23 protein-coding genes are annotated in these 20,796 nt (G+C 69.7%); 11 read left to right on the forward strand and 12 right to left on the reverse strand.

Annotation, left to right across the window (positions count from 1 at the left end):
* The first annotated feature begins 1 nt into the window (after window position 1).
* Complete coding sequence (locus ND450_RS33025; RefSeq protein ID WP_253322253.1) at window positions 2-679, forward strand: SDR family oxidoreductase; 678 nt, start codon at window positions 2-4, stop codon at window positions 677-679.
* A gap of 4 nt (window positions 680-683) precedes the next feature.
* On the opposite strand, the gene ND450_RS33030 is transcribed toward ND450_RS33025, so the two are convergent.
* The 5 genes from ND450_RS33030 to ND450_RS33050 form a co-directional block, all read right to left on the reverse strand.
* Window positions 684-1,991, reverse strand: coding sequence for an amidohydrolase family protein (locus ND450_RS33030; protein ID WP_253322254.1), 1,308 nt, complete (start codon window positions 1,989-1,991; stop codon window positions 684-686).
* A gap of 431 nt (window positions 1,992-2,422) precedes the next feature.
* Window positions 2,423-3,580 carry a sensor histidine kinase gene (locus ND450_RS33035; protein WP_253322255.1) on the reverse strand — a complete coding sequence of 386 codons (1,158 nt, stop codon included), beginning with the start codon at window positions 3,578-3,580 and terminating at the stop codon, window positions 2,423-2,425.
* A 301-nt stretch (window positions 3,581-3,881) separates the two neighbouring features.
* Window positions 3,882-4,988 (reverse strand): nitric oxide synthase oxygenase, encoded by a 1,107-nt coding sequence (locus ND450_RS33040; protein ID WP_256557331.1) that lies wholly within the window; start codon window positions 4,986-4,988, stop codon window positions 3,882-3,884.
* Window positions 4,989-5,120: 132 nt separating this feature from the next.
* Complete coding sequence (trmB, locus tag ND450_RS33045) at window positions 5,121-5,765, reverse strand: tRNA (guanosine(46)-N7)-methyltransferase TrmB (protein ID WP_253328068.1); 645 nt, start codon at window positions 5,763-5,765, stop codon at window positions 5,121-5,123.
* 82 nt (window positions 5,766-5,847) lie between these two features.
* Window positions 5,848-6,357, reverse strand: a complete 510-nt coding sequence (locus ND450_RS33050; RefSeq protein WP_253322257.1) for a hypothetical protein — start codon at window positions 6,355-6,357, stop codon at window positions 5,848-5,850.
* A 167-nt stretch (window positions 6,358-6,524) separates the two neighbouring features.
* Here ND450_RS33050 and mycP point away from each other — a divergent pair, with 167 nt between their 5' ends.
* On the forward strand, window positions 6,525-7,673 hold the full coding sequence (gene mycP, locus ND450_RS33055) for a type VII secretion-associated serine protease mycosin (RefSeq protein WP_253322258.1): 1,149 nt from the start codon (window positions 6,525-6,527) through the stop codon (window positions 7,671-7,673).
* On the opposite strand, the gene ND450_RS33060 is transcribed toward mycP, so the two are convergent.
* The 3 genes from ND450_RS33060 to ND450_RS33070 form a co-directional block, all read right to left on the reverse strand.
* Complete coding sequence (locus ND450_RS33060; protein WP_253322259.1) at window positions 7,639-8,541, reverse strand: ABC transporter ATP-binding protein; 903 nt, start codon at window positions 8,539-8,541, stop codon at window positions 7,639-7,641. The genes mycP and ND450_RS33060 overlap by 35 nt on opposite strands.
* 92 nt (window positions 8,542-8,633) lie before the next feature.
* Window positions 8,634-9,389 (reverse strand): hypothetical protein, encoded by a 756-nt coding sequence (locus ND450_RS33065; RefSeq protein ID WP_253322260.1) that lies wholly within the window; start codon window positions 9,387-9,389, stop codon window positions 8,634-8,636.
* 5 nt (window positions 9,390-9,394) lie between these two features.
* Window positions 9,395-10,306, reverse strand: coding sequence for an ABC transporter ATP-binding protein (locus ND450_RS33070; RefSeq protein WP_089918398.1), 912 nt, complete (start codon window positions 10,304-10,306; stop codon window positions 9,395-9,397).
* A 130-nt stretch (window positions 10,307-10,436) separates the two neighbouring features.
* On the opposite strand from ND450_RS33070, the gene ND450_RS33075 reads away from it, so the two are divergent.
* Window positions 10,437-10,871 carry a PPOX class F420-dependent oxidoreductase gene (locus ND450_RS33075; RefSeq protein ID WP_253322261.1) on the forward strand — a complete coding sequence of 145 codons (435 nt, stop codon included), beginning with the start codon at window positions 10,437-10,439 and terminating at the stop codon, window positions 10,869-10,871.
* Here ND450_RS33075 and ND450_RS33080 read toward each other — a convergent pair.
* Window positions 10,868-11,650 (reverse strand): HAD family hydrolase, encoded by a 783-nt coding sequence (locus ND450_RS33080; RefSeq protein WP_253322262.1) that lies wholly within the window; start codon window positions 11,648-11,650, stop codon window positions 10,868-10,870. The two genes, ND450_RS33075 and ND450_RS33080, sit on opposite strands and share 4 nt — an antisense overlap.
* A gap of 48 nt (window positions 11,651-11,698) precedes the next feature.
* Between ND450_RS33080 and ND450_RS33085 the strand changes: the two genes are divergently transcribed.
* Genes ND450_RS33085 through ND450_RS33095 form a run of 3 tightly spaced genes read left to right on the forward strand, consistent with a single transcriptional unit; the run spans window position 11,699 to window position 13,605 of the window.
* On the forward strand, window positions 11,699-12,235 hold the full coding sequence (locus ND450_RS33085) for a TetR/AcrR family transcriptional regulator (RefSeq protein ID WP_253322263.1): 537 nt from the start codon (window positions 11,699-11,701) through the stop codon (window positions 12,233-12,235).
* On the forward strand, window positions 12,228-12,701 hold the full coding sequence (locus tag ND450_RS33090) for a pyridoxamine 5'-phosphate oxidase family protein (protein WP_253322264.1): 474 nt from the start codon (window positions 12,228-12,230) through the stop codon (window positions 12,699-12,701). Before ND450_RS33085 ends, ND450_RS33090 begins: the two co-directional genes overlap by 8 nt.
* Window positions 12,685-13,605, forward strand: a complete 921-nt coding sequence (locus tag ND450_RS33095; RefSeq protein ID WP_253322265.1) for an SDR family oxidoreductase — start codon at window positions 12,685-12,687, stop codon at window positions 13,603-13,605. The genes ND450_RS33090 and ND450_RS33095 overlap by 17 nt, the downstream gene beginning before the upstream one ends.
* Here the strand turns inward: ND450_RS33095 and ND450_RS33100 are convergent.
* Together ND450_RS33100 and ND450_RS33105 are read right to left on the reverse strand one after the other, a co-directional pair.
* A complete protein-coding gene (locus ND450_RS33100; RefSeq protein WP_253322266.1) occupies window positions 13,602-14,258 on the reverse strand; it encodes a response regulator transcription factor in 657 nt (218 codons plus the stop codon). The two genes, ND450_RS33095 and ND450_RS33100, sit on opposite strands and share 4 nt — an antisense overlap.
* A 9-nt stretch (window positions 14,259-14,267) precedes the next feature.
* The gene (locus tag ND450_RS33105; RefSeq protein WP_371927463.1) at window positions 14,268-15,446 is read right to left on the reverse strand and encodes a sensor histidine kinase; all 1,179 of its coding nucleotides are present in this window, start codon (window positions 15,444-15,446) and stop codon (window positions 14,268-14,270) included.
* A gap of 116 nt (window positions 15,447-15,562) precedes the next feature.
* Between ND450_RS33105 and ND450_RS33110 the strand changes: the two genes are divergently transcribed.
* A complete protein-coding gene (locus ND450_RS33110) occupies window positions 15,563-16,231 on the forward strand; it encodes a hypothetical protein (protein WP_253322267.1) in 669 nt (222 codons plus the stop codon).
* The gene (locus ND450_RS33115) at window positions 16,228-16,596 is read left to right on the forward strand and encodes a GntR family transcriptional regulator (protein WP_089918413.1); all 369 of its coding nucleotides are present in this window, start codon (window positions 16,228-16,230) and stop codon (window positions 16,594-16,596) included. The genes ND450_RS33110 and ND450_RS33115 overlap by 4 nt, the downstream gene beginning before the upstream one ends.
* Here ND450_RS33115 and ND450_RS33120 read toward each other — a convergent pair.
* Window positions 16,581-17,003 (reverse strand): hypothetical protein, encoded by a 423-nt coding sequence (locus ND450_RS33120; RefSeq protein ID WP_253322268.1) that lies wholly within the window; start codon window positions 17,001-17,003, stop codon window positions 16,581-16,583. The genes ND450_RS33115 and ND450_RS33120 overlap by 16 nt on opposite strands.
* A gap of 81 nt (window positions 17,004-17,084) precedes the next feature.
* Between ND450_RS33120 and ND450_RS33125 the strand changes: the two genes are divergently transcribed.
* Genes ND450_RS33125 through ND450_RS33135 form a run of 3 tightly spaced genes read left to right on the forward strand, consistent with a single transcriptional unit; the run spans window position 17,085 to window position 20,766 of the window.
* Entirely contained in the window at window positions 17,085-18,587 is a 1,503-nt protein-coding gene (locus ND450_RS33125; protein ID WP_253328070.1) for a dynamin family protein, read from the forward strand.
* Window positions 18,584-18,949, forward strand: a complete 366-nt coding sequence (gene grpE, locus ND450_RS33130) for a nucleotide exchange factor GrpE (protein WP_089918417.1) — start codon at window positions 18,584-18,586, stop codon at window positions 18,947-18,949. The genes ND450_RS33125 and grpE overlap by 4 nt, the downstream gene beginning before the upstream one ends.
* Window positions 18,946-20,766, forward strand: coding sequence for a dynamin family protein (locus tag ND450_RS33135; protein ID WP_253322269.1), 1,821 nt, complete (start codon window positions 18,946-18,948; stop codon window positions 20,764-20,766). Before grpE ends, ND450_RS33135 begins: the two co-directional genes overlap by 4 nt.
* Window positions 20,767-20,796: the final 30 nt, after the last annotated feature.

Genomic DNA, 20,796 nt, shown 5'->3' on the forward strand with positions numbered 1-20,796 from the left:
CATGAGTGATCGTCCGGTCGCCCTCGTCACCGGGGCATCCAGCGGAATCGGCTCGGCCATCGCCCGCGGTCTGGCCCCCACGCACGACCTCCTGCTGGGCGGTCGCGACGAGGACTCCCTGTCCGTGCTGGCAGCGGAACTCCCGGGAGCCCAGGCGTGGCCGTTCGACCTGACGAACGCCGCCTCAGCCGACCTCAGCGCTCTCTCCCGGCTCGACGTGGTCGTCCACAGCGCGGGCATCGCCCTGCTCGGCCCGCTGGGCGAGGCCACCCAGGACGACTGGCGGAAGACCTTCGACGTGAACGTCTTCGCCGTGGCCGAGCTGACCAACCTGGTCCTCCCGCAGCTGCGTGCCGCCGGCGGGCACGTGGTGCTGATCAACTCGGGCGCCGGCCTCAACGCCAACCCGGGCTGGGGCGTGTACGCGGCCTCGAAGTTCGCCCTCCGCGCCTACGCCGACGCCCTGCGCGGCGACGAGCCGTCGATCCGCGTGACCACGGTGTACCCCGGCCGGACCGCCACGCCCATGCAGGAGGACGTGCGGCGGCAGGAGGGCGGCGAGTACGACCCGTCGAAGTACCTGGACCCGGCCTCGGTGGGGCGGGCGGTGGCGGCGGCCGTGCTGGCGACGCCCGACGCCCACATCACCGAGATCAACGTGCGGTCTCGCCCGCACTGAGCGGTCAGCTCGCCCGCAGCCGCCGCGCCACCGCGGCGACCCCGGCCTGGGCCTCGGCCCGGTCCACCCGAGTCGACTCCCCACCGGCCACGACCTGCTCCCCGGCCACCCACACGTCGGTGACCCGCCGCGACCCCGACCCCCACACCAGGTTCGCCAGCAGCTGCGAGTCCGGCGAGTCCAACCCGGTCGCGAAGGCGGGGTCGTCGGCGGCGATGTGCACGACATCGCCCCACCGCCCGGTCTCCAGCGCCCCGATGTCGTCACGCCCGAGAGCAGCAGCTCCACCCCTGGTCGCCATCAACAACGCCTGCGCCGCACCCAGCACGGTCGCGTCCATCTTCGACACCCGAGCCAGCAACCCGGCCAGTCGGGCCTCCTCGAACAGGTCCAGGTCGTCGTTGGACGCGGGCCCGTCCGTCCCGAGTCCGACGGACACGCCGGCGGCCAGCATCTCGGGAACCCGGGCGATCCCGGACGCGAGCTTCGTGTTCGAGCCGGGACAGTGCGCCACGCCGACGCCGAAGGACGCGTACAGGGCGATGTCGTCATCGGACAGGTGCACGGAGTGCGCGGACAGCACCCGGCCGCCGAAGACGTCCGACGCCTTCATCAGCGCCGGCACCGACCCGAACTCGGCGCGAGCGGCCTCGTCCTCGAACGGCGACTCGGCCACGTGCACCATGAACAGCGCACCGCGCGCACGAGCCTCCACGGCGATGGAGGACAGCTGCGGAGCGGACAGCGTGTAGGCGGAGTGCGGCCCGTAGGCCAGCTCGACGCGCTCGCCGGGCCCGAACCGCAGGCCGTCGGCGTCGATCCACGAGGAGATCTCGTCGGTCTGCGCCTTCCAGTCCATGCCCGGCACGTCGAGGATCGCCCCGCCGAACACGACCCGCGAGCCGGCGGCCAGCACGGAGGACACCAGCTCAGGGCCGTGGAAGTACATCTCGGCGGAGGTGGTGACGCCGTGCCGCAGCATCTCGACGGCGCCGAGCAGCATGCCCGTGCCCACGTCGGCGGCGGTCATCTGCGCCTCGTTCGGCCACATCTGCTCCTGCAGCCACCGCAGCAGCGGCAGGTCGGAGCCGAGGCCCCGCAGCACCGTCATCGGGCTGTGGGCGTGCGTGTTGACCAGGCCGGGGAGCAGGATGCCCGAGAGCGAACGGACCTCGCCGTCGAAGGCCGGAGCGGACGAGAGCTCACCCACGTAGGTGATCCGGCCGTCGACGACGTCCACGACCGCGTCGCGCAACACGGCGCAGGACGGGTCGCAGGGCAGGACCACCGGGGCGTGCAGACGCAGTGACATGCGGAGAATCCTGCCATTGTGATGCCGATCACACGCATGCATACTTCCGGACGCCCTGGGCATCCTCGCTGTGTCGGGCGCGGGCCGACCCCCAGGGTCCGCCCCGGCCTAAAACTTCTCCCCATCCAAGGGGCCCGTCAGAGCATGAGCCGACGGGCCCTTTGTGCATTCACGAGCAACCGCGGGCAGGACAGGGGCGTCTCAAGATCATGTCGAAGAAGTCGTGCACGTCTGCCGGTCAGTTCCGCCGCGCGCAGAAGCCCGCCACCCCCAAGCCGCCGACCCGGCGCTGAGTTGGCATGATCACGGTCCACGGTACGGGCGTGATCATGCGGAGGCATCAGTGGCCGACATCGACCCTCAGAACGACGACCAGCAGAGCGACCTCGAGATGACTCAGGAGTTCGAAGTCATCCGCGACGACGCATGAGCTAGCTGATCGGCAGATCGGCGCGGACCGTCCACCCGGTCGGTTCGCGTCGGCCCGCGGAGAACGTCCCACCCAGCAGTTCCACGCGCTCGCGCATGCCGACGAGCCCGTACCCGCCTGAACCGCCGACGGGAACGCCCGAGGCGACACCGTCGTCCAGCACCGCCAGGTGCAGCACCCCCTCGCCCGAGGACAGCGAAACGTCCACTGAGGACACCGCGAACGCGTGTTTCTGCGTGTTCGTCAGGGATTCCTGCACCAACCGCAACACCGAGCGGGCCAGTTCCTGCGGCACCGCGTCCCGCAGGTCGAACGAGAGCCGCACCGGCAGCTCGGATTCCGCCGCCAGCGCACGCACGTCGTCGACGAGTGACGAAGACGCGGCCGGGCCGGGAGACTCACCGTCCCGCAACGTTCCCACCAGCCGCCGCATCGCGGTGAGCGCCTCGTTCCCGGACGCCTCGATGCCCGGCAGCACGTCGAACTCGCGGTTGAGCTGACCCGCTCGCGCGTGCACGACGATCGCCGTCACGTAGTGCGCCACGACGTCGTGGAGTTCCCGCGCCAACGCCATCCGCTCGGAGTTCTGAGCCGCCGCAACGGAAGCGGCGAGCTGGGACGCGCGTTCGTTGTCCCGGGCGCGGAAGTACAGACCGGTGCCGACGGCGAGCACGAGCATGATGCACGCGCCGAAGAGGTACGACGACGGATCCGGCTCCCACCTGCGGTACTCGAGCTCCGACACGATCGGCCACCCGAGGACCTCCATCGCGATCATCGCCGCGATCACGAGCAGGGTTCCGATCACCGCACGCCAGTGCGACGACTCGCGCACCAGGATCGCCACGGTCGCCATGGCGGCGCCGGTGATCGAGATGCTGGCTCCGCTCAGGAAGAAGTGCGGCTCGATCGGAACTCCGAGCAGCCGCATGTAGATCGCCACGCAGACGATCGCGAACGCCGCCGCCAGTGCCGCGTCGAACGGTCTGCGCGGTGCGAGCACCGAGATGGCGCAGACGACCAGCACGCCGGGGACCTGCCACCAGCCGGACGCGGTGTCGATCGAACCGGTCTCGGCGATGACGATCCCGGCCAGCGAGAGCGCCAGCGGCCACTGACGCTTGGCGAGCAGCCGCCAGTTCAAGTCCGTGCTCTCCACCCGAGCAACCCTAGGGCCGCAAGTGCGACCCCGCGTCCGACCAGGGGCTACCCGGGCATCAGCCAGAAGGCTGATGAGGCGACCTGCGGAAACACCCTCACGGCGGATGCCGGATTACGCGACGGTCACGGACTCTGGAGTGCAGGAAGTCGGGGAAGACGGAGGACGCCATGTTGTCAGTTGTGTTCACTTGGGCCGCCGCTGTGGTCGGCCTGTTGGTCCTTGCGCTGATGGCCCTCTCGGGCGTGATGATCGACTCGAAGCACTAGGGAAGACCGCACACCAGCGTGTGATGGGGAAGTCAGGCGCTGGTCAGGGAGTGTTGCTGGCGGAGCAGTTCCGCCAGCCTGCTCGTCGGTTGGGGACGCGTCTCGTCCAACGCGGCCGTGAAGCGCGCCGGAGAACCGTTCCGTGCGCGCGCCGCGGCTGCGGTGTCCAACCGGAACGCGGGACGTGCGGCGGACGGCCGCTGGCGGGAACGCAGCCAGGCGAGGCGGTGCAACGCCTCCGCGTGGTGGTCCGTGATGGTGACGGCCGCCTTGTCGAACGAGTGCAGAACTGCAGCGTTCAGGTGAACGGTCGCGAAGTCCCGCCACAGCGTGCGTTCGGACGAGGTGTCCAGACCCAACGCCTCGGCGACCTCGCGCGCCACACCGTAAGCGCCCTCTTCGGCCAGTGAGCGCGTGCCGATCTCGGCGCCGACGAACCACGAGTTGAACGGCGCGGCGGGGTAGTGCACGCCGCCGATCGACAGCCGCATGTTCGAGATGACCGGCACCGCGTGCCAGCGCAGGCCCATCTCGCCGAACCACGGCAGGGTCGGGTGCTCCAGAGGCACTTCGTGCACGATCTCGGACGGGAGCGTGAACAGCCGCGGGCCCTCGTGCTGCGTCTCCACCACCAACGGCAGCAGGTCGAAGCGTGACCGCCGCACGGGCGGACGCCAGCCCATGCCCTGCATGGACTCGGTGAACCCGGTGTACCGGCGGTCCCCCATCCCGTCGGCGTACCCGGCGTACCGGATCAGCTGCTCGTTCCAGATCACCGGTCCGGGCGAGCCGGGGGCGTCCGGCGCGAAGACCGTGACCAGCGGCCGGATCTCACCGCCGTTGGTCGCGAGGCGCAGGTGCTCCACGCACTCGCCGGCGACGGCGGCGGCGTTGCGGTAGCCGCGCAGATCGCGGACCTTGAGCCGGCGCCACGGCACACCCGAGGTGCACCACCCGGAATCGCGCAACGCGATCCGCGCGCCGTACGCGAGTTCGTTGGTGGTGTGGCGGTAGGTTCCGGTCTCGGCGATCTCGGCGCGCACCTGGGCGATGCGGGCGGACAGCGAGCCTGCGTCGGAGTGCGCCGCGTGGAACATGCGGACGAACTCCTCCGCGACGGGGAGGACGTCGGGGGTCACGGAGCGGAACGCTAAGCCCGGAACAGCCTCACGCGTCACTGCCACTCGGGGCATTTCGGGTGATCAACACCGGCCACTCCAACGAGTGAACGGTAGACCCGGGGTGTTCACTCGTTCGGCTTGAGACCTCGATCAGGTGAGGTCGTTCCGCCGGAACATCAGGTCGTGCGAGACCCGGCCCTCGTTCACGGCCCGCTGCTCGAACTTGGTGACGGGCCGCCAGTCCGGCCGCGGGGCCCAGCCGTCGTACACGTTGGTCAGCAGGCGCTCGCCCGAGCACACCTCGAGCATCTGCTCGGCGTAGTTCTCCCAGTCCGTAGCGAGGTGCAGCACGCCGCCGGGCTCCAGCCGCGACGCGATCAGCGACACGAACTCCGGCTGCACGAGCCGGCGCTTGTGGTGCTTCTTCTTCGGCCACGGGTCCGGGAAGAAGATCCGCACGCCGTGCAACGACGCGGGAGCGATGTGGTCGGTCAGCAGGACCACGGCGTCACCGCGCAGCACGCGCAGGTTGTCGAGACCGCCGAGGTGCTCGGCGCGCAGCAGCAGCTGGGCGAGGCCGGGCTTGTAGACCTCGGCGGCGACGTAGTTGAGCTCGGGCGCGGCGGCGACGAGCTGCGAGGTGGTCTCGCCCATGCCGGACCCGATCTCCAGCAGCACGGGCGCGGAGCGGCCGAACCACGAGTCGAAGTCCATGGGTCCGTCGGGCAACGACTTCACGTCGTTGCCCATCTTCTCCCAGTACGTGTCCCAGGCGCGTTCCTGTCCCACGGTCATGCGCTCGCCGCGCTGGACGAAGCTGACGATGGAGCGGGGGAACTCAGGGCTGGTCACGACCGGACATTCTAATGACCGGGAACTAGGCGATCAGTTCGATGTCCTCGATCTGAGCACGCAGGTCAGCGACGGTGAAGTCGATGGCCTCCGGGCGACCGGCGCCGCGGTGCGCCGGAACGAGGTGCACGAAACCGCGGTGCGAGTCCGTGAACTGCACCGTCGTGGGGGTGGCGGGACCGTAGACACCGCTCTCGGACGGCACGTACTCCCAGTACCCGACCTCGCCGAGGTCGACCCAGGGCACGAACACCCAGCCGGGACGGGAGGAGAGCAGTTCGCTCACCGCGTCCTCGACGGCGTGACCTTCGGCACGGGAGCGCAGGCGACCCCGGTCCAGCGCGCGCAGCCACCACGGCGCGGGCGCGTTCTCGGCGTCACGCACCGAGCGGTACATCGTGAGCACCTCGTGCTCGGGGGCGCGGTTCACCCACGAGCGGCGCGCGTCAGCCGGGGTGAGGGCGATTTCGGCAGGGTTGGGAGCTTCGAGAGCACTGGACCACTCGAGACCGAGCATTGCTTCCACACGGACCACTGGCCACCTCCGCAGCGGGGATAACCCCATTGAACGGGAAACCAAACGTCGATGATGTCCAAAATGCCGGTATTTATCGGTTGTTAACAGCCCTCTTACGCAATTCGCCGCACAACCTGTGACCGCAGGCACGTTGCGTTGTGAGGTGGAAACACGATGTAGCTGTCGTGCCCCTGCTCCCCGCGCTCGCCGCCGCGCTGCCGTTGCTGCTCGCCGCGCAGACGATCGAGGAGCAGGAGTGGCACCTCGACGCGCTCGACGTGTACTCGGCGCAGGCCAGGGCACGCGGGGACGGCGTGGTCGTCGCGGTGATCGACTCCGGCGTCGACGCGAAACACCCGGACCTCGCCGGACGGGTCCTGCCCGGAACGGGCTTCGGCCGCTCGAAGGGCACCGACGGCACCACCGACGTCGACGGCCACGGCACCGGGATGGCCGGGATTATCGCCGCGACCGGCAAGGGCGGCGGCGCGCTCGGCATCGCACCCGGCGCCAAGATCCTGCCGATCGCGAGCGCCGACGAGAAGGAGCAGTTCGGCCTCGACGTCGTCGCCGACAGCATCCGGTGGGCCGCCGACCACGGCGCCAAGGTCGTCAACATGTCGCTCGGCTTCTCCAGTTCGATGACGCCGTCGCTGGTCAAGGCCGTGAACTACGCGATCGAGAAGGACGTCGTCCTCGTGGCCGCCACCGGCAACGAGGGCAAGGAGGTCTCCGCGCCCGCCAACATCAGCGGCGTGATCGCGGTCGCGGGCACGAACAGGGCGGGCAAGCCGTGGGCGTCGTCCAACGTGGGCGCGGACACGGTGCTCGCGGCTCCGGCGGAAGGCATCGTGACGACCGCACCGGAGGGCGTCTACGCCAGCGGGTACGCCGAGATGGACGGCACGAGCGCGGCGTCGGCGATCGTGTCCGGCGTGGCGGCGCTGGTGCGCGCCGAGCACCCCGAGATGCCCGCGAAGGACGTCATCAACGCGTTGATCAGCACCGCGACGGACCTGGCGGAACCCGGCCGCGACGCGACGACCGGGTTCGGGATGGTCAACCCGATGGGGGCGCTCACCGCGAAACTCCCGCCGGTGGAACGGAACCCGTTGCTGCCCGCGCCGGCACCGCCGACGGCACAACCGACCCCGACCCTCGCCGCGCAACGCCCCCAGCGGCAACCGGTCGACCTGAGCGACCGGCTGCCGTTCGTCGCCGCGATGGCGGGCGGCACCGCCGTGATGACGGCACTGCTGATCGCGTTGCCCGCCATCAGGTCGCGGCGCCCCGAGCGCGTCAGTGAGCCTGGTACTCCACCGACTCCTTGGTGAGCTGCATGAAGGCCTCCTCCAGCGACCCTCGCTGAGGGCTGAGCTCGTGCAGCACGATCTGGTTCTCCGCCGCGAGCTCGCCGATCTGCTGCGCCGGGATCCCGTGCACCACCAGGCTTCCGCTCACCGAGTCGTCCGTCACCGTCGCGTGCGCGGCGAGGATCTCGCGCAGCTTCGCGGCGTGCGGCGACCGCACCCTCACGGTGTCCTGGGTGGCGTCGGCGATGAACTGCTCGGTGGAGGTCTGCGCGATCAGCTGCCCCTTGCCGATCACGATCAGGTCCTGGGCGGTCTGCGCCATCTCCGAGAGCAGGTGGCTCGACACGAACACCGTGCGGCCCTCGTTCGCGAGGCGGTGCATGAACTGCCGGATCCACAGGATGCCCTCGGGGTCGAGGCCGTTCACCGGCTCGTCGAACAGCAGGACCTCGGGGTCGCCGAGCAACGCGCCCGCGATGCCGAGCCGCTGGGACATGCCGAGCGAGAAGCCACCGGCGTTCTTGTGCGCGACCTCGGTGAGGCCGACGACCTCCAGCACCTCCTGGACCCGGCTGACCGGGATCTTGTTGGAGACCGCGAGCCACTTGAGGTGCGAGCGCGCGGAACGGTTGGGGTGCACCCACTTCGCGTCGAGCAGTGCGCCGACCTTCGTCAACGGCTGCTTGAGCTCGGCGTAGTGCTTGCCGTCGATCCTGACGTCACCACCGGTGGGGGTGTCGAGGCCGAGGATCATCCGCATCGTCGTGGACTTGCCGGCGCCGTTCGGTCCGAGGAACCCGGTCACCCGGCCCGGCCGGACGCTGAACGACAGGTCGTCGACGGCCTTGGTCTTGCCGTAGTGCTTCTGCAGGCGGACTGCTTCGATCATGACCTCTCCCGGTGCGCTCGAAGAAACCGACAGGGACCTGGGTCACCCCCCGACGGATGACCCAGGTCCCTCTCCCCCTTACCTGGAACAGGTCACGCGTCCCGCCGCTTCGCGACGATCAGTGCGACCACCAGCAGCGCCACCGCGATGGCGGCGAAGTAGCCGAGCGAGCCCCACTGGCTCAGCTTGAAGTCGACGCCCGCCCCCGCCTGTTCGGCCGGGTTGTCCCCGCCGAGCTGCAGGAAGTGGTTGGCGTTCATGAAGGGCAGCCACGCCTGGATCTTCACGCCGACCTTCGGGATGATCCCGATCAGGCCTTCGAGCAGCATGTTCCAGACGAGCAGGATGGCGACGGCGCCGGCGGTCTGGCGGACCAGGATGCCGACCGCGATCGCGATGACCGCGCCGATGCCGTAGAGCAGGCCGACGCCCGCCACGTGCCGCCACTCGTCGCCCGTGGTGATCGCGAGGTCGGAGGCGGGCGAGAGCACCTTCGCGATGCCCACCGAGCCGAACGCGATGATCTCGCCGAGGATCGCGGCGATGAACGCCACCACGACGGTCTTCGCGACCAGCGCGGACGTGCGGTTCGGCACCGCGAGGAACGTGGCGCGGATCGTGCTGAAGCGGTACTCGGTCGTGACCGCGAGGGCCGCCATCACCAGCACGACGGACAGCGCGAGCTGGCTGCTGCCGAACTGCGTGGCGCCGAGGGACAGCTGGCCGTTGTCGGTCGAGGCCGCGATGATCGCGGTGAGCCCGACGCCGAGGACCAGGGCGAGCGCGCTGCACCAGTACGGCGAGCGGGTCGAGAAGAGCTTGATTCTCTCAACTGCCAACAGGGTCATCAGACTCACTTCCCGATCTCTGCGTGGTACTCGACAGCATCGCCGGTCAGCTGCATGAACGCCTCTTCGAGCGAACCGCGCTGGGGGCTCAGCTCGTGCAGGACGACACCGTTCGCAGCGGCGATGTCCCCGATCTGGTCACTGGTGGCACCCGATACGGACAACGCGCCGTCCGCGCCGTCACGAACCGTGAAGCCCTTGTCGACGAGCAGCGGGCCGAGCTTGAAGAGCTGAGGGCTGCGCACGAGCACGGTGTTACCCGTTGAGCGGTCGATGAACTCCTGCGTGCTGCTCTGCGTGATCAGCTTCCCCCGGCCGATCACCACGAGCTCGCTGGCCGTGAGCGCCATCTCCGACAGCAGGTGGCTCGACACCAGGACCGTGCGGCCCTCGGCGGCGAGGTTCTGCATGAACGTGCGGATCCAGAGGATGCCCTCCGGGTCGAGACCGTTGACCGGCTCGTCGAACAGCAGCACCTTCGGGTCGCCGAGCAGTGCCGCGGCGATCCCCAGCCGCTGCGACATGCCGAGCGAGAACCCGCCGGCGTTCTTGCTCGCCACCTGTGTGAGGCCGACGGCCTCCAGCACCGCGTCGACGCGGCTCTTCGGCAGGCCGTTGGACACGGCGAGCCACTTGAGGTGGGCGCGAGCCGAGCGGTTCGGGTGCACCCACTTGGCGTCGAGCAGCGCGCCGACGGTCTGGAGTGGACGGTTGAGCTCGGTGTAGGGCTTGCCGTCGATCAGCACGCGGCCTGCCGTCGGACGGTCGAGCCCCAGGATCATGCGCATCGTGGTGGACTTGCCTGCGCCGTTCGGACCGAGGAATCCGGTCACCCGTCCAGGTTGGACGGTGAACGACAGGTCGTCGACCGCGACCGTCCTGCCGTATCTCTTGGTGAGGCCGATTGCCTCGATCATTGGCTTTCCCCTCTCGGTGATGGGAACACCTTCCCGCTCCGAGGGGTGCCACCACATCGGCCTGCGGTCTGCGCGTGCGTCAACTTCCGTCGTCGTGTGGCGCTACCTCGGTCGTAGTTGAATGAGCCACATGGGATACACGGAAGCTCCCGACGGCTGGTGGCGTGAGTTCGTGCTGGCCAAGCCCGCGCGCACGGCGAAGCTCGCGGTCACCCGCAAGGACGGGTCGCCGCACGTCGCACCGGTCTGGGTGGACCTCGACGGCCCCGACGTGGTCTTCCTGACCGCGCGCGACACGGTCAAGGGCAAGTCGATCCTGCGCGACGGCCGCGTGGCCCTGTGCTTCGACAACGAGCTGCCGCCGTTCGACTTCGTGACGATCACCGGCCAGGCCGTGGTCGACGAGGACCCCGAGCAGCTCAAGTACTGGGCGGGCCGCACCGCCGCGCGCTACATGGGCGACGACCGCGCCGACGAGTACGCCGAGCGCAACGGCGTGCCCGGCGAGATGGTCGTGCGGGTCAAGGTCGGCAAGGTCGTCGCCGTCCGGAACGTCTCGGACTAGGGGAAGAAGCGGTTCAGCACCTGGGCGGCGCCGTCCTCCAGCACGGTCGGCGCCACCTCGTCCGCGATCGCCTGCACGTGCGCGGGCGCCTGGCCCATCGCGACCCCGAGCCCCGCCCACGTCAGCATCTCGACGTCGTTGGACCCGTCGCCGATCGCGAGCGCGTCCGCCGGGGTCACCCCGAGCCGCGTGCTGAGCTCGTCCAGCGCCGAGCCCTTGCTGACGTCGAGAGGCACGGCGGTGAGCCAGGCTTCGGTGTGGTCGACGGACCACTCGACTCCCGGGAGTTCCAGCTCCCGCAGGGCGAACGACAGCTCGGCCGGAGTGTGGTCGAGCCAGCGCATGACCAGCCGTGAGGTCGGCACGGAGATCTCCTCGAACGTCACCTGTGTCGTCGTGCCCCACAGGTCACCCGGCAGGAACTCGCCCAGCGACAGGTTGCCGACGCCGGTCTGCTCCACCGCGAACACCGCGTTCGGCAGCAACGCCTGCAACGTCTTGATGGTCGGGCCGGGGTCGAACGTGACGCGCTTGGTGACCTCGCGCAGGGCGGGGTCCCACCACACGGCGCCGTTCGAGCACACGGCGTACGAAGCGGGCAGCTTCGCGGCGACCTCGCTGATGCCGATGAGGCTGCGACCGGTGCAGAGCACGACGTGGGCGCCGTGGTCGGTGGCGCGGGTGATGGCCGCCTGCACGGCGGGCGAGATGTCGTTCGAGCCGACCGGGGTCAGGGTTCCGTCGATGTCCAGCGCTACCAGGCGCGGTCTCCAGCTCACGTGTCACCACCCTATGCCAAGGTTAGTGAATTGTGGTTCACTAACTGCGTGGCACGACCTCGCACGATCACCGACGAACGGATCCTGAACGCCGTGGCGGCCGTCATCGACCGGCGCGGACCGGAGTTCACCGTCGCGGACGTGGCGGCGGAGGCGGGGGTGTCGGTCGGCGCGGTGGCGAAGCGGTTCGGGTCGAAGAGCGGGCTGCTGCAGGCGCTCACGAAGGCGGGGACCGAGGAGGTCGTGCGGCGGATGCGCGAGGCGGGCAGCGTCCGGGCCGCGCTGATGATGTGGTTCGACCGCCTCAACGACCCGGTGGTCGCGACGAACAACCTGGCGCAGCTCGGGGTCGACCTGATCGACCCGGAACTGCGGGCGTTGCTGGCGAAGCACTACGCGGCGCTGGAGGAGGAGCTGGAGGTCCTGTGCGCGGCCGAGGAACTGCCGCCCAACGCGGCCCGCGTCCTCGCCGCGCTGGTGTACGGGATCTCGATGGACTGGTCGGTGCGCCCGCGCGGTGACCTGCTGGAGCGCATGGCCGAGGACGTTGATCTGGTGTTGGAGGGGATGCGCGGAAATGGCTAGCTGGGCGGAGTTCGCGGCGGAACAGCCCGACATGGCGGCGTTCGTGGAGGCCCGGTTCGCCGCGGACCGGCACGCGATGCTCGCGACGCTGCGAAAAGACGGTTCGCCGCGCATCAGCGGCGTGGAACCGGACTTCACGCGGGGGCAGGTCTGGGCGGGCATGATGCACGATTCGTTGAAGTCGAAGGACTTGCAACGCGATCCGAGGTTCGCGTTGCACTGCATGAGCACGACCGCGTCGGTGACGGAGGCGGGGGACGCCAAGATCAGCGGCACCGCCGAGTTCTGGACGGACCAGGCGGACTACCTCAAGGACCTGTTCGACCGCACGGGGTGGAATCCCGACGTGCTCGACCTGTTCCGGTTCGACGTCACCGAGGTCGTGCAGCTCACCACCGAGGGCGACGAGATGATCGTCCTCTCTTGGCGCGAGGGAAGGGGAACTCGTCGTGTCGCAAAGAAATGAACCCGATCTGAGCGGGAAGGTCGCGGTCGTCACCGGCGCCACGCGCGGTGCGGGCAGGGCGATCGCGATCGAACTGGGCGCGGCAGGTGCGACGGTGTTCGTCGCAGGCCGGAGCACGCGGGAGCAGCAGTCGGAGATCGGGCGGTCGGAGACGATCGAGGAGACCGCCGAACTGGTGGACGCCGCGGGTGGCAAGGGGATCGCGGTCCGCTGCGACCTGACGAAACCGTCCGATGTGGACGCTCTGGCGGCGCGCATCGAGAAGCTCGACATCTTCATCGACAACGCCTGGGGCGGCGAGAACCTCGTCGAGTGGGGCAAGTTCTGGGAGCACGACCTCGACAAGCAGCTGCACATGTGGCGCAACGGCGTCGAGACGCACCTGATCGCCATCCACAAGCTGATGCCGATCCTGCTGAAGTCCGACGACGGGCTCGTGGTCGAGGTGACCGACGGCGAGGACGGTGAGGCGTACTTCGTGAACCTCCCGTACGACGCGGTGAAGAGCACCGTGCGGCGGTTCGGCGAGGTGCTGGCCAAGGACCTGAAGGACCACCCGAACGTGACGGCTCTCGCGGCCACGCCGGGGTTCCTGCGGTCCGAGCAGATGCTGGAGGGCTTCGGCGTCACCGAGGCGAACTGGCGTGACGCGATCAAGGACGTGCCGGACTACGCCTTGTCCGAGACGCCGCACTACCTCGGTCGCGGCCTTGCGCACCTGGCGGCGGACAAGGACCGCCAACGGTTCGCGGGCCAGTGCCTCTCGTCGTGGAAGCTCAAGCGCGAGTACGGGTTCACCGACCTCGACGGCTCACAGCCCGACTGGGGCCGCTGGTGGGACGAGGTCGTGAAGCCGCGGATGGCCGGCGAGACCGTGGACGCCGACCCGGAGAAGTACCGCTAGGCGTCACCGGGGCGGACGAGACCGGTCTCGTAGGCCAGCACCACGGCCTGCACCCGGTCTCGCAGCTCCAGCTTCGCGAGGATCCTGCCGACGTGCGTCTTCACCGTCGCCTCGGACAGGAAGAGCTTGCGGGCGATCTCGGTGTTCGACAGGCCCTTCGCGATCAGCACGAGCACCTCGCGTTCGCGCTCGGTCAGCACGTCGAGCACCGAGGCGTCCCGCAGCTCACCGCCGCCGTCGCCGAGGAACCTGCCCAGCAGCCGCTTCGTCACCGACGGCGAGACCACCGCGTCGCCGGAGGCCACCGCGCGCAGCGCCGACACGAGGTCGGACGGCGGGGTGTCCTTCAGCAGGAAGCCGCTGGCGCCGTTGCGCAACGCCGACAGGGCGTACTCGTCCATGTCGAACGTCGTCATGACCAGCACCTTCGCGGTGTCGGCCTCGGCGATGCGCTTGGTGGCCTCCACGCCGTCCATGACGGGCATGCGGACGTCCATCAGCACCACGTCAGGGCGCAGCTTGTCGGCCATCTGCACGGCGTCGAGGCCGTCGGCCGCCTCGCCGATCACGTCGATGTCCTCCTGCGCACCCAGCACCATGCGGAAGCCCATGCGCATGAGTTCCTGGTCGTCGACCAGCAGCACCCGAATCACTCGATCACCCTATGCGGCCAGCGGGAAGATCGCGCGGACGCGCCAGCCCCCACCGGGGTTGGGGCCCGCCTCGAACTCGCCGCCCAGCACCGCAGCCCTTTCCCTCATGCCGATCAGTCCGTTGCCGCCGGAGACCTTGACGACGTCGTGCGGTGTGCCGAAACCGTCGTCGGTCACCTCCAGGCGCAGTTCCTCCGGCGTGCGGGCCAGCCGCACCATGGCGGTCGTGTCCGCGCCGGCGTGCTTGATCACGTTGGTGAGCGCTTCCTGCACGATCCGGTAGACGCTCAACCCGACGCCCACGGGCAGGTCGTCCACGTCACCGGTGATCTCGAGGCGCACCGGCACCCCGGCCGCGCGGGTGTTCTCGGCCAGCTCGACCACACCCCGTGCGTCCGGCTGGGGAGCCCACTGCGTCTCGGCGTCCTCGCTGCGCAGCACGCCGAGCAGCCGGCGCATCTCCGTCAGGGCCAGCCGGCCGGTGTCGGCGATCGTGCGGACCGCGTTCTCGGCCACCTCCGGCTGACTCCTTATCGTGTACGCGGCGCCGTCGGCGTGGACGATCATCACGCTCACCGCGTGGGCGACGACGTCGTGCAGTTCGCGGGCGATCCGCGACCGCTCCTCGCCCACGGCGATCCTCGCCTGCTGGTCGCGCTCGGTCTCCAGCAGCAGCAGGCGTTGTTCCAACTCGCCCTGGTAGGCGCGGCGGGCGCCGACGAACTCGCCCATGGCCCAGCTGAAGCCGAAGATCACGAGGATCAGGAACACCAGGAACACTGCCTCGATGTCGCCGACCTGGAAGACCGCCCACAGGAACGTGCCCGCGAGCAGCCACCCCGTGTAGATCAGCGCCGTCTTGCGGTTCGTGTAGGCGACGAGCGTGTACAGCGCCACGGCCAGCGCGAAGTCGGACATCCGCACCGGTATGCCGCCGTCGGTGCCGCCGTGCGTGAACAGCTGGAGGAACGCGCCCCCGAGGATCAGGTAGCTCGCGCCCAGCGGGTGGTGGCGCCGGAACGGCAGCGGGCCGAGCATCAGCAGCGTCACGGCGAGGAAGGCCGAGAAGGACACGCCCCTGTCGATCCCGGTGACCGCGAAGCCCAGGTCGAAGATCAGCAGAAATCCGGCGATCAGGGAGTCCCCGAACGCCGGATGAGACTTCATCCACAGGCTGAACCGCCGCACCGGACAAGATTAGGTTCGGATCGAACTTCCGCGCGTCGCGCCACGGGTTGACGCTCCGTACGACTTCAGTGTGAGTTATTGTGTCGAGGGGTTGATACAAAGTTCGGGGGTTCGCCATGTACGACGTCCTGATGTCGGCCGGCATCGGTCTGGTCCTGCTGGTCGTCCTGTGGCCGACGCAGTCGACCGGCAGGCGCCTGCTCAGGAGCTGGAAGGTGTCCGACCCGACGCCCGCGCAGGTCGACGACGCGGTCCGGTACCTGAAGCGGCGGCGGTTGCTCTACCCGCTGCTGTTCGTCGGTCTGTCGTTCGTGCCGTTCGCCAGCGGTCGCGGTCTGGGGTCGCTCGCGGCGATCGTGCTCGGGGGCACGTTGCTCGCCGAGCTCATCGCGCTGGCGTTGCCGCGCGAAGGCCGTCAGCGGTCGGCCTCGCTCGCCCCGCGCGGCCTGTTCGACATCGCCTCGCAGTACGTGCTGGGCGCGTACGCGGTGGTCGTGCTGTTCGGGCTGGTCTGGTTCGTCGTGAACCTGCAGATCACCCAGCTGCCCGTCTTCGTGGTGTCCGTGGCCGCGGTCGCGACGGTCATCTGGGCGGCCGTCGCCCGTCCGGTGGATGGTGACGAGGAGGTGGACCGGGTGCTCCGCACCCGCAGCGTGCACGTGTCGGCGGGCATCGGCGCGGCCATGATCTGCGCGCTGATCGGCGGTGGCTACCTGTTCCTGGGCGTCTTCGCGTGGGTCATGATGGCCAACACGAACGTCGTGTCCAAGAAGATCGCCTGGTGACGGCTCCCCGCATCGTCGTCGATGTCGAGAACGGTGTCGCGCCCTGGCGCCAGGTCCGCGACCAGCTCGTCCGGTTGATCAGCGCCGGGGTGCTGCCGGTCGGGTCGCGGTTGCCGACCATCCGGCAGCTCGCCGCCGACCTCGGGCTCGCCGCCGGCACGGTCGCGCGGGCCTATCGGGAGCTGGAGGTGGCGGGCGTGATCACGACAGGGCGAAGACAGGGCACCGTGGTGGCCGCCCTGCCTTCACATGCACCGGACCCGCTCTCCGCCGCCGCGGCGGAGTTCGTCGCCATCGCTCGGTCGCTCGGCGCCAGTGAGGGGGAGGCACTGAACGCCGTGCGAGCCCGTTACTTGGGTGAGTAAGGCGACTCGATCTTGGGTGCGGGTCGCGGTTCGCCGATGTGCGCCTGACGTTCTTCCTGGCGCTCTTCGTAGATCCGGTGCTCCTCGGCCATCTGGTCCGCGAGCTGCTGCTGCATCTGGCGATCCCTGATCCTGGCCAGGATCGCCATGGTTGCGCCGTGAGCCAGTGCCAGCAGCAAGAGCACGATGCCCAGCTTCACGACCACGTTCTTCGCCGCATCACCGGTGTCGACGTTGACGATCGACACCAGCGCCAACAGGCCGAGCACGACGAGGTGGAACAGCACGGCCGTCAGCTTCATCATGCCGCCGACCTGCTCTTCGTCGTACGCAGCGCGCTTCAGATATCCCTTGCCGCTGTGGTAGATCAGCTGGCCGTCGATCGCGACCAGGACGATCCCCAGCACTAGGAACGTCACGTAGCTGTCACCCATGCGCTGTGGCTACCCGCGCACGCACGCGCACAAACCGTGGCACGATCAGTGCTCGTGACGGCGTTGCAGGGACAACAGTTGGCCGGTCCGCTGTGCGCGGCGGTGGCCAATCTCTGCGTTGCCCTGCAACCACAAGTGTCACCCCGGACCGCCGCCGGTTTCCAGGAAGTGCTGCGCCGGCTGCACGCGCCGTTGCAGGTCGCCGTCGCCGGCCGGATCAAGTCCGGCAAGTCGACTCTCGTGAACGCGTTGATCGGCCGCCGGGTCGCCCCGACCGATGTCGGTGAGTGCACACGGCTCGTCACGCGCTATCAGTACGGCACGGTCGATCGCATCGAAGTCGTGCTGCGGGACGGCAGGCGCCAGGTGCTGCCGTTCGACGCGAACGGCATGATCCCCGCTTCTCTCGGCCTGGACGGCGTCTCGCACATCGAGGCGTACCTGACGAACGCGGTGCTGCGTGACTTCACCGTCATCGACACCCCGGGGCTCGGTTCGCTGGACGCGACGTCGGTCGCCCGCACCGAGGAACTGCTGGACCCCGTGTCGAGCAACGCCGTCGCAGGCGCCGAGGCCGTCCTCTACGTCGTGACGCAGGGCGTGCGCGCGGACGACCAGTCGACGCTGGCCGCCTTCACCGCCGCGACCGCGTCCCGCGAGGCGGGCCCGGTCAACGCCATCGCCGCGTTGAACAAGGTCGACGCCGTGGCGCCGGAGACCGTCGAGGGCGCGGACGGGGACGTCTGGCGGGCCGCGCAGATCCTCGCGGCGAAGCAGGCCGACCTGCTCAAGCCGCGGGTCGCGGACGTCCTGCCGGTGATCAGCCTGCTCGCCGAGTCCGCGGAGACCGGCGAGTTCACCTCGGCCGACGCGGAGGCGCTGCGGGCGCTGGCCGCCCTGGACCCCGACACCCGCACGATGATGCTGATGTCCGGTGACCTCTTCACGTCGTGGGAGTGCGACGTCGCGGCCGGGGTGCGGTCCCGGTTGCTGGAGAAGCTGGACCTGTACGGCATCGGCCGTGCGCTTCTCGCGCTGGACGCCGAACCCGCGTTGCCCGCCGGGGCGTTGCGGCGCGTGCTGTTCGACGCGTCCGGGTTCGCCGCCGTCCGAGGCCGTCTCGACGCGGTCTTCCGCGCCCGCGCCGACGGCATCAAGGCGGCGGCCGCGCTGGCCTCGATCACGTCGCTGGCGGCGGGCGACCCCGGCGAACGGCAGCGCGTGCACGACGCGATCGAGGTGCTGCTGGCCCGTCCCGAGGCGCACCAGCTGCGGCTGCTGGAGGCGTTGACACTCGTCTCGTCCGGCGCCGTCGCCTTCGCGCCCGACCTGACGGACGAGGTGCTGCGCGTCGGCAGCACCCCCGACGTCGCCGCCCGCCTCGGCCTGGTCGGCAGACCGGTCGCGGAGCTGACGGCGTTCGCCCTGGAGAGAGCCGGGTGGTGGCGTTCGTTCGCCTCCTTCGGCGCGACTCCGGCGCAGGCTCGGGTGGCGCACGTCGTCCACCGGGCGTATTTCCTCATCTGGCAGCAACTACGTGCTGGGGGGCACCGATGAGCGTGAACGGAACCGAACACCCCGATCTGACGTCGGACGACGGTGTGGAGACCATTGCCGACGAGCTGCTCGACCAGGCGCTGGCCGAACGCCGCGCACTGGTCCAGCTGTGCCTGTACGCGCTGGACCGCGCCAGTGCGGGCGTGGTCGAACGCATCGAGGAAGGCCTGTCGTCCATAGGCGTCGTGGCGATGCGGGCCGACGGTGAGCGCTTCGACCCGTCACGGCACGAGGCCGGCGGCGCCGTCCCGACGGACGACCTGTCGTTGCAGGGCCTGGTCGCCGAGACCGAGGTCCCAGGCTTCTGCGACCGCGGCCGCGTTCTGCGCGCTCCGATCGTGACGGTCTACACGGCCCGATGAGCAACCTCTCGCAGACAGTCCGGCAGACGCGTGAGCGCCTCACCTCTCTCGTGCGCGAGCTGGACCCGTCGATGGCCGACTGGGTGACGCGGAGCGCGACGCCCGAGGTGTCTTCCGTCGTGATCGTCGGCGAGACGAACCGCGGCAAGTCGTCGCTGGTCAACGCCCTGCTGGCCACCCCAGGTCTGTCCCCGGTGGACGCGGACGTCGCCACCTCGACGTACCTCGTCTTCCAGCACGGCCCGTCGTGGGCTGCGCGCGCCTGCTACCCCGGCCTGCTCGCACCCGTCTCGTTCCCGCTGCCCGCGCTGATCAACTGGGTCTCCGCCGCCCACGACCTGCCCGAGGGCGAACTCCCCCCGCGCTACGTCGAGGTCGACGCCCCGATCCCGTTGCTGGAACGGATGTCCGTCGTGGACACCCCCGGCGTGGGCGGCCTGGAGTCGGTGCACGGCGAACTGGCCCTGGAGGCCGTCACCTCGGCGACCGCCCTGGTCTTCGTGGTCGACGCCTCGTCCCCCTTCACCCGAGGCGAGCTGGACTTCCTGAAGCGCGTCGGCGACCGCGTCGAGACCGTCGTCTTCGCCCTCACCAAGACCGACCAGTACCGCGGCTGGCGCCAGGTCCTCGACGCGAACCGCGCCCTGCTCGCCGAGCACGCCCCCCGCTTCGCCGACGCCACCTGGTACCCGGTCTCCTCGCGCATGTTCGGCATGGCCGCCCAGGCCCCGAACCCGGACGCCGCCTCGATGCTGCGCGAACGCTCCGGCATCTCCGCGCTGCAGACCTCGTTGCAGGAACTGGTCACCGGCCGGGCCGGCATGCTCGCCGAGGCCAACGCCCTCCGCGCACTCACCACAGTCCTGGCAGAGCTCGTAGTACGCCTGGAACACGAGAAGCGCGCTCTCTCCGTAGGCGAAGACGAAGCTGCAGTGCTCCGCGCCCGCCGCGAAGAACTCCAGACCGAACGCCGTTCCTCGACGCGGGGCTGGCAGGTCCGCCTGCGCGGCGAGGTCCAACGGGCCCGCATCGAGAACTCGCACGAGATCTCCCGCCAGATGCGCGACCTGCAGACCTGGTACCGCCAGGCCATCGACGCGGCCGACCGCACGGCCCTGGCGGCGTTGCCGGGCCAGGTCGACACGGCCCTGCAGGTCGTGTCCAGCCGGATCTCCACAGCCCTGTCCGTCCGCCTGTCCCAGGTGACCGACGCCGTGCTCGCCACGTTGTTCTCGCCCGAGGAACTCACCCTGATCCGAGGCCAGTTCGCCCGAGGCGAGCACCCGCCGGTCGTGTTGCGCCCCAAGGAGAAGCGCCCACCGACGGCCGAGGACAAGCTGCTGGTGTTCATGGGCGTCTCGGGCGGCCTGGGCGCGGGCAAGCTCGCCGTCATGCCACTCGCCGGCCTCGGCATAGCGGTCCTGAACCCGATCGTCCTGCCCGTCACGATCGCCCTGGGCCTCGGCGCCGGCTGGTGGATGGCCCGCACCCGCACCCACACCGCGGAGAAGCAGCACGTCAAGCAGTGGCTCTCCGACGCCATCGCGGACGCCCGCTCCACTGTGGACCAACTGGCCGCCGAGCAGCTGATCGAGGCGGAGCAGGCCCTGTCGCTGGCGTTGGACGAGGCCCTGGCCAAGCGCATCGAGGCCATCGAGGCGGAGCTGCGGGAGGTCGACCGGGCGTTGCGGATGGAGGCCGGGGAGCGGGGGCGCGAGCTGCAGGCCGCCACCCGTCAGCTGGCCGAGGTGGAGTCGGGGCTGTCGAAGGCCGAGGAGCTGCTGGGCCGGATCAGGTCCGTGCGCGACCGCGCCTGACACCGCCGAAGGTCATCCGGACCGGCGCAC

Source organism: Lentzea sp. HUAS12 (assembly GCF_024125735.1).
GTDB lineage: Bacteria > Actinomycetota > Actinomycetes > Mycobacteriales > Pseudonocardiaceae > Lentzea > Lentzea albida.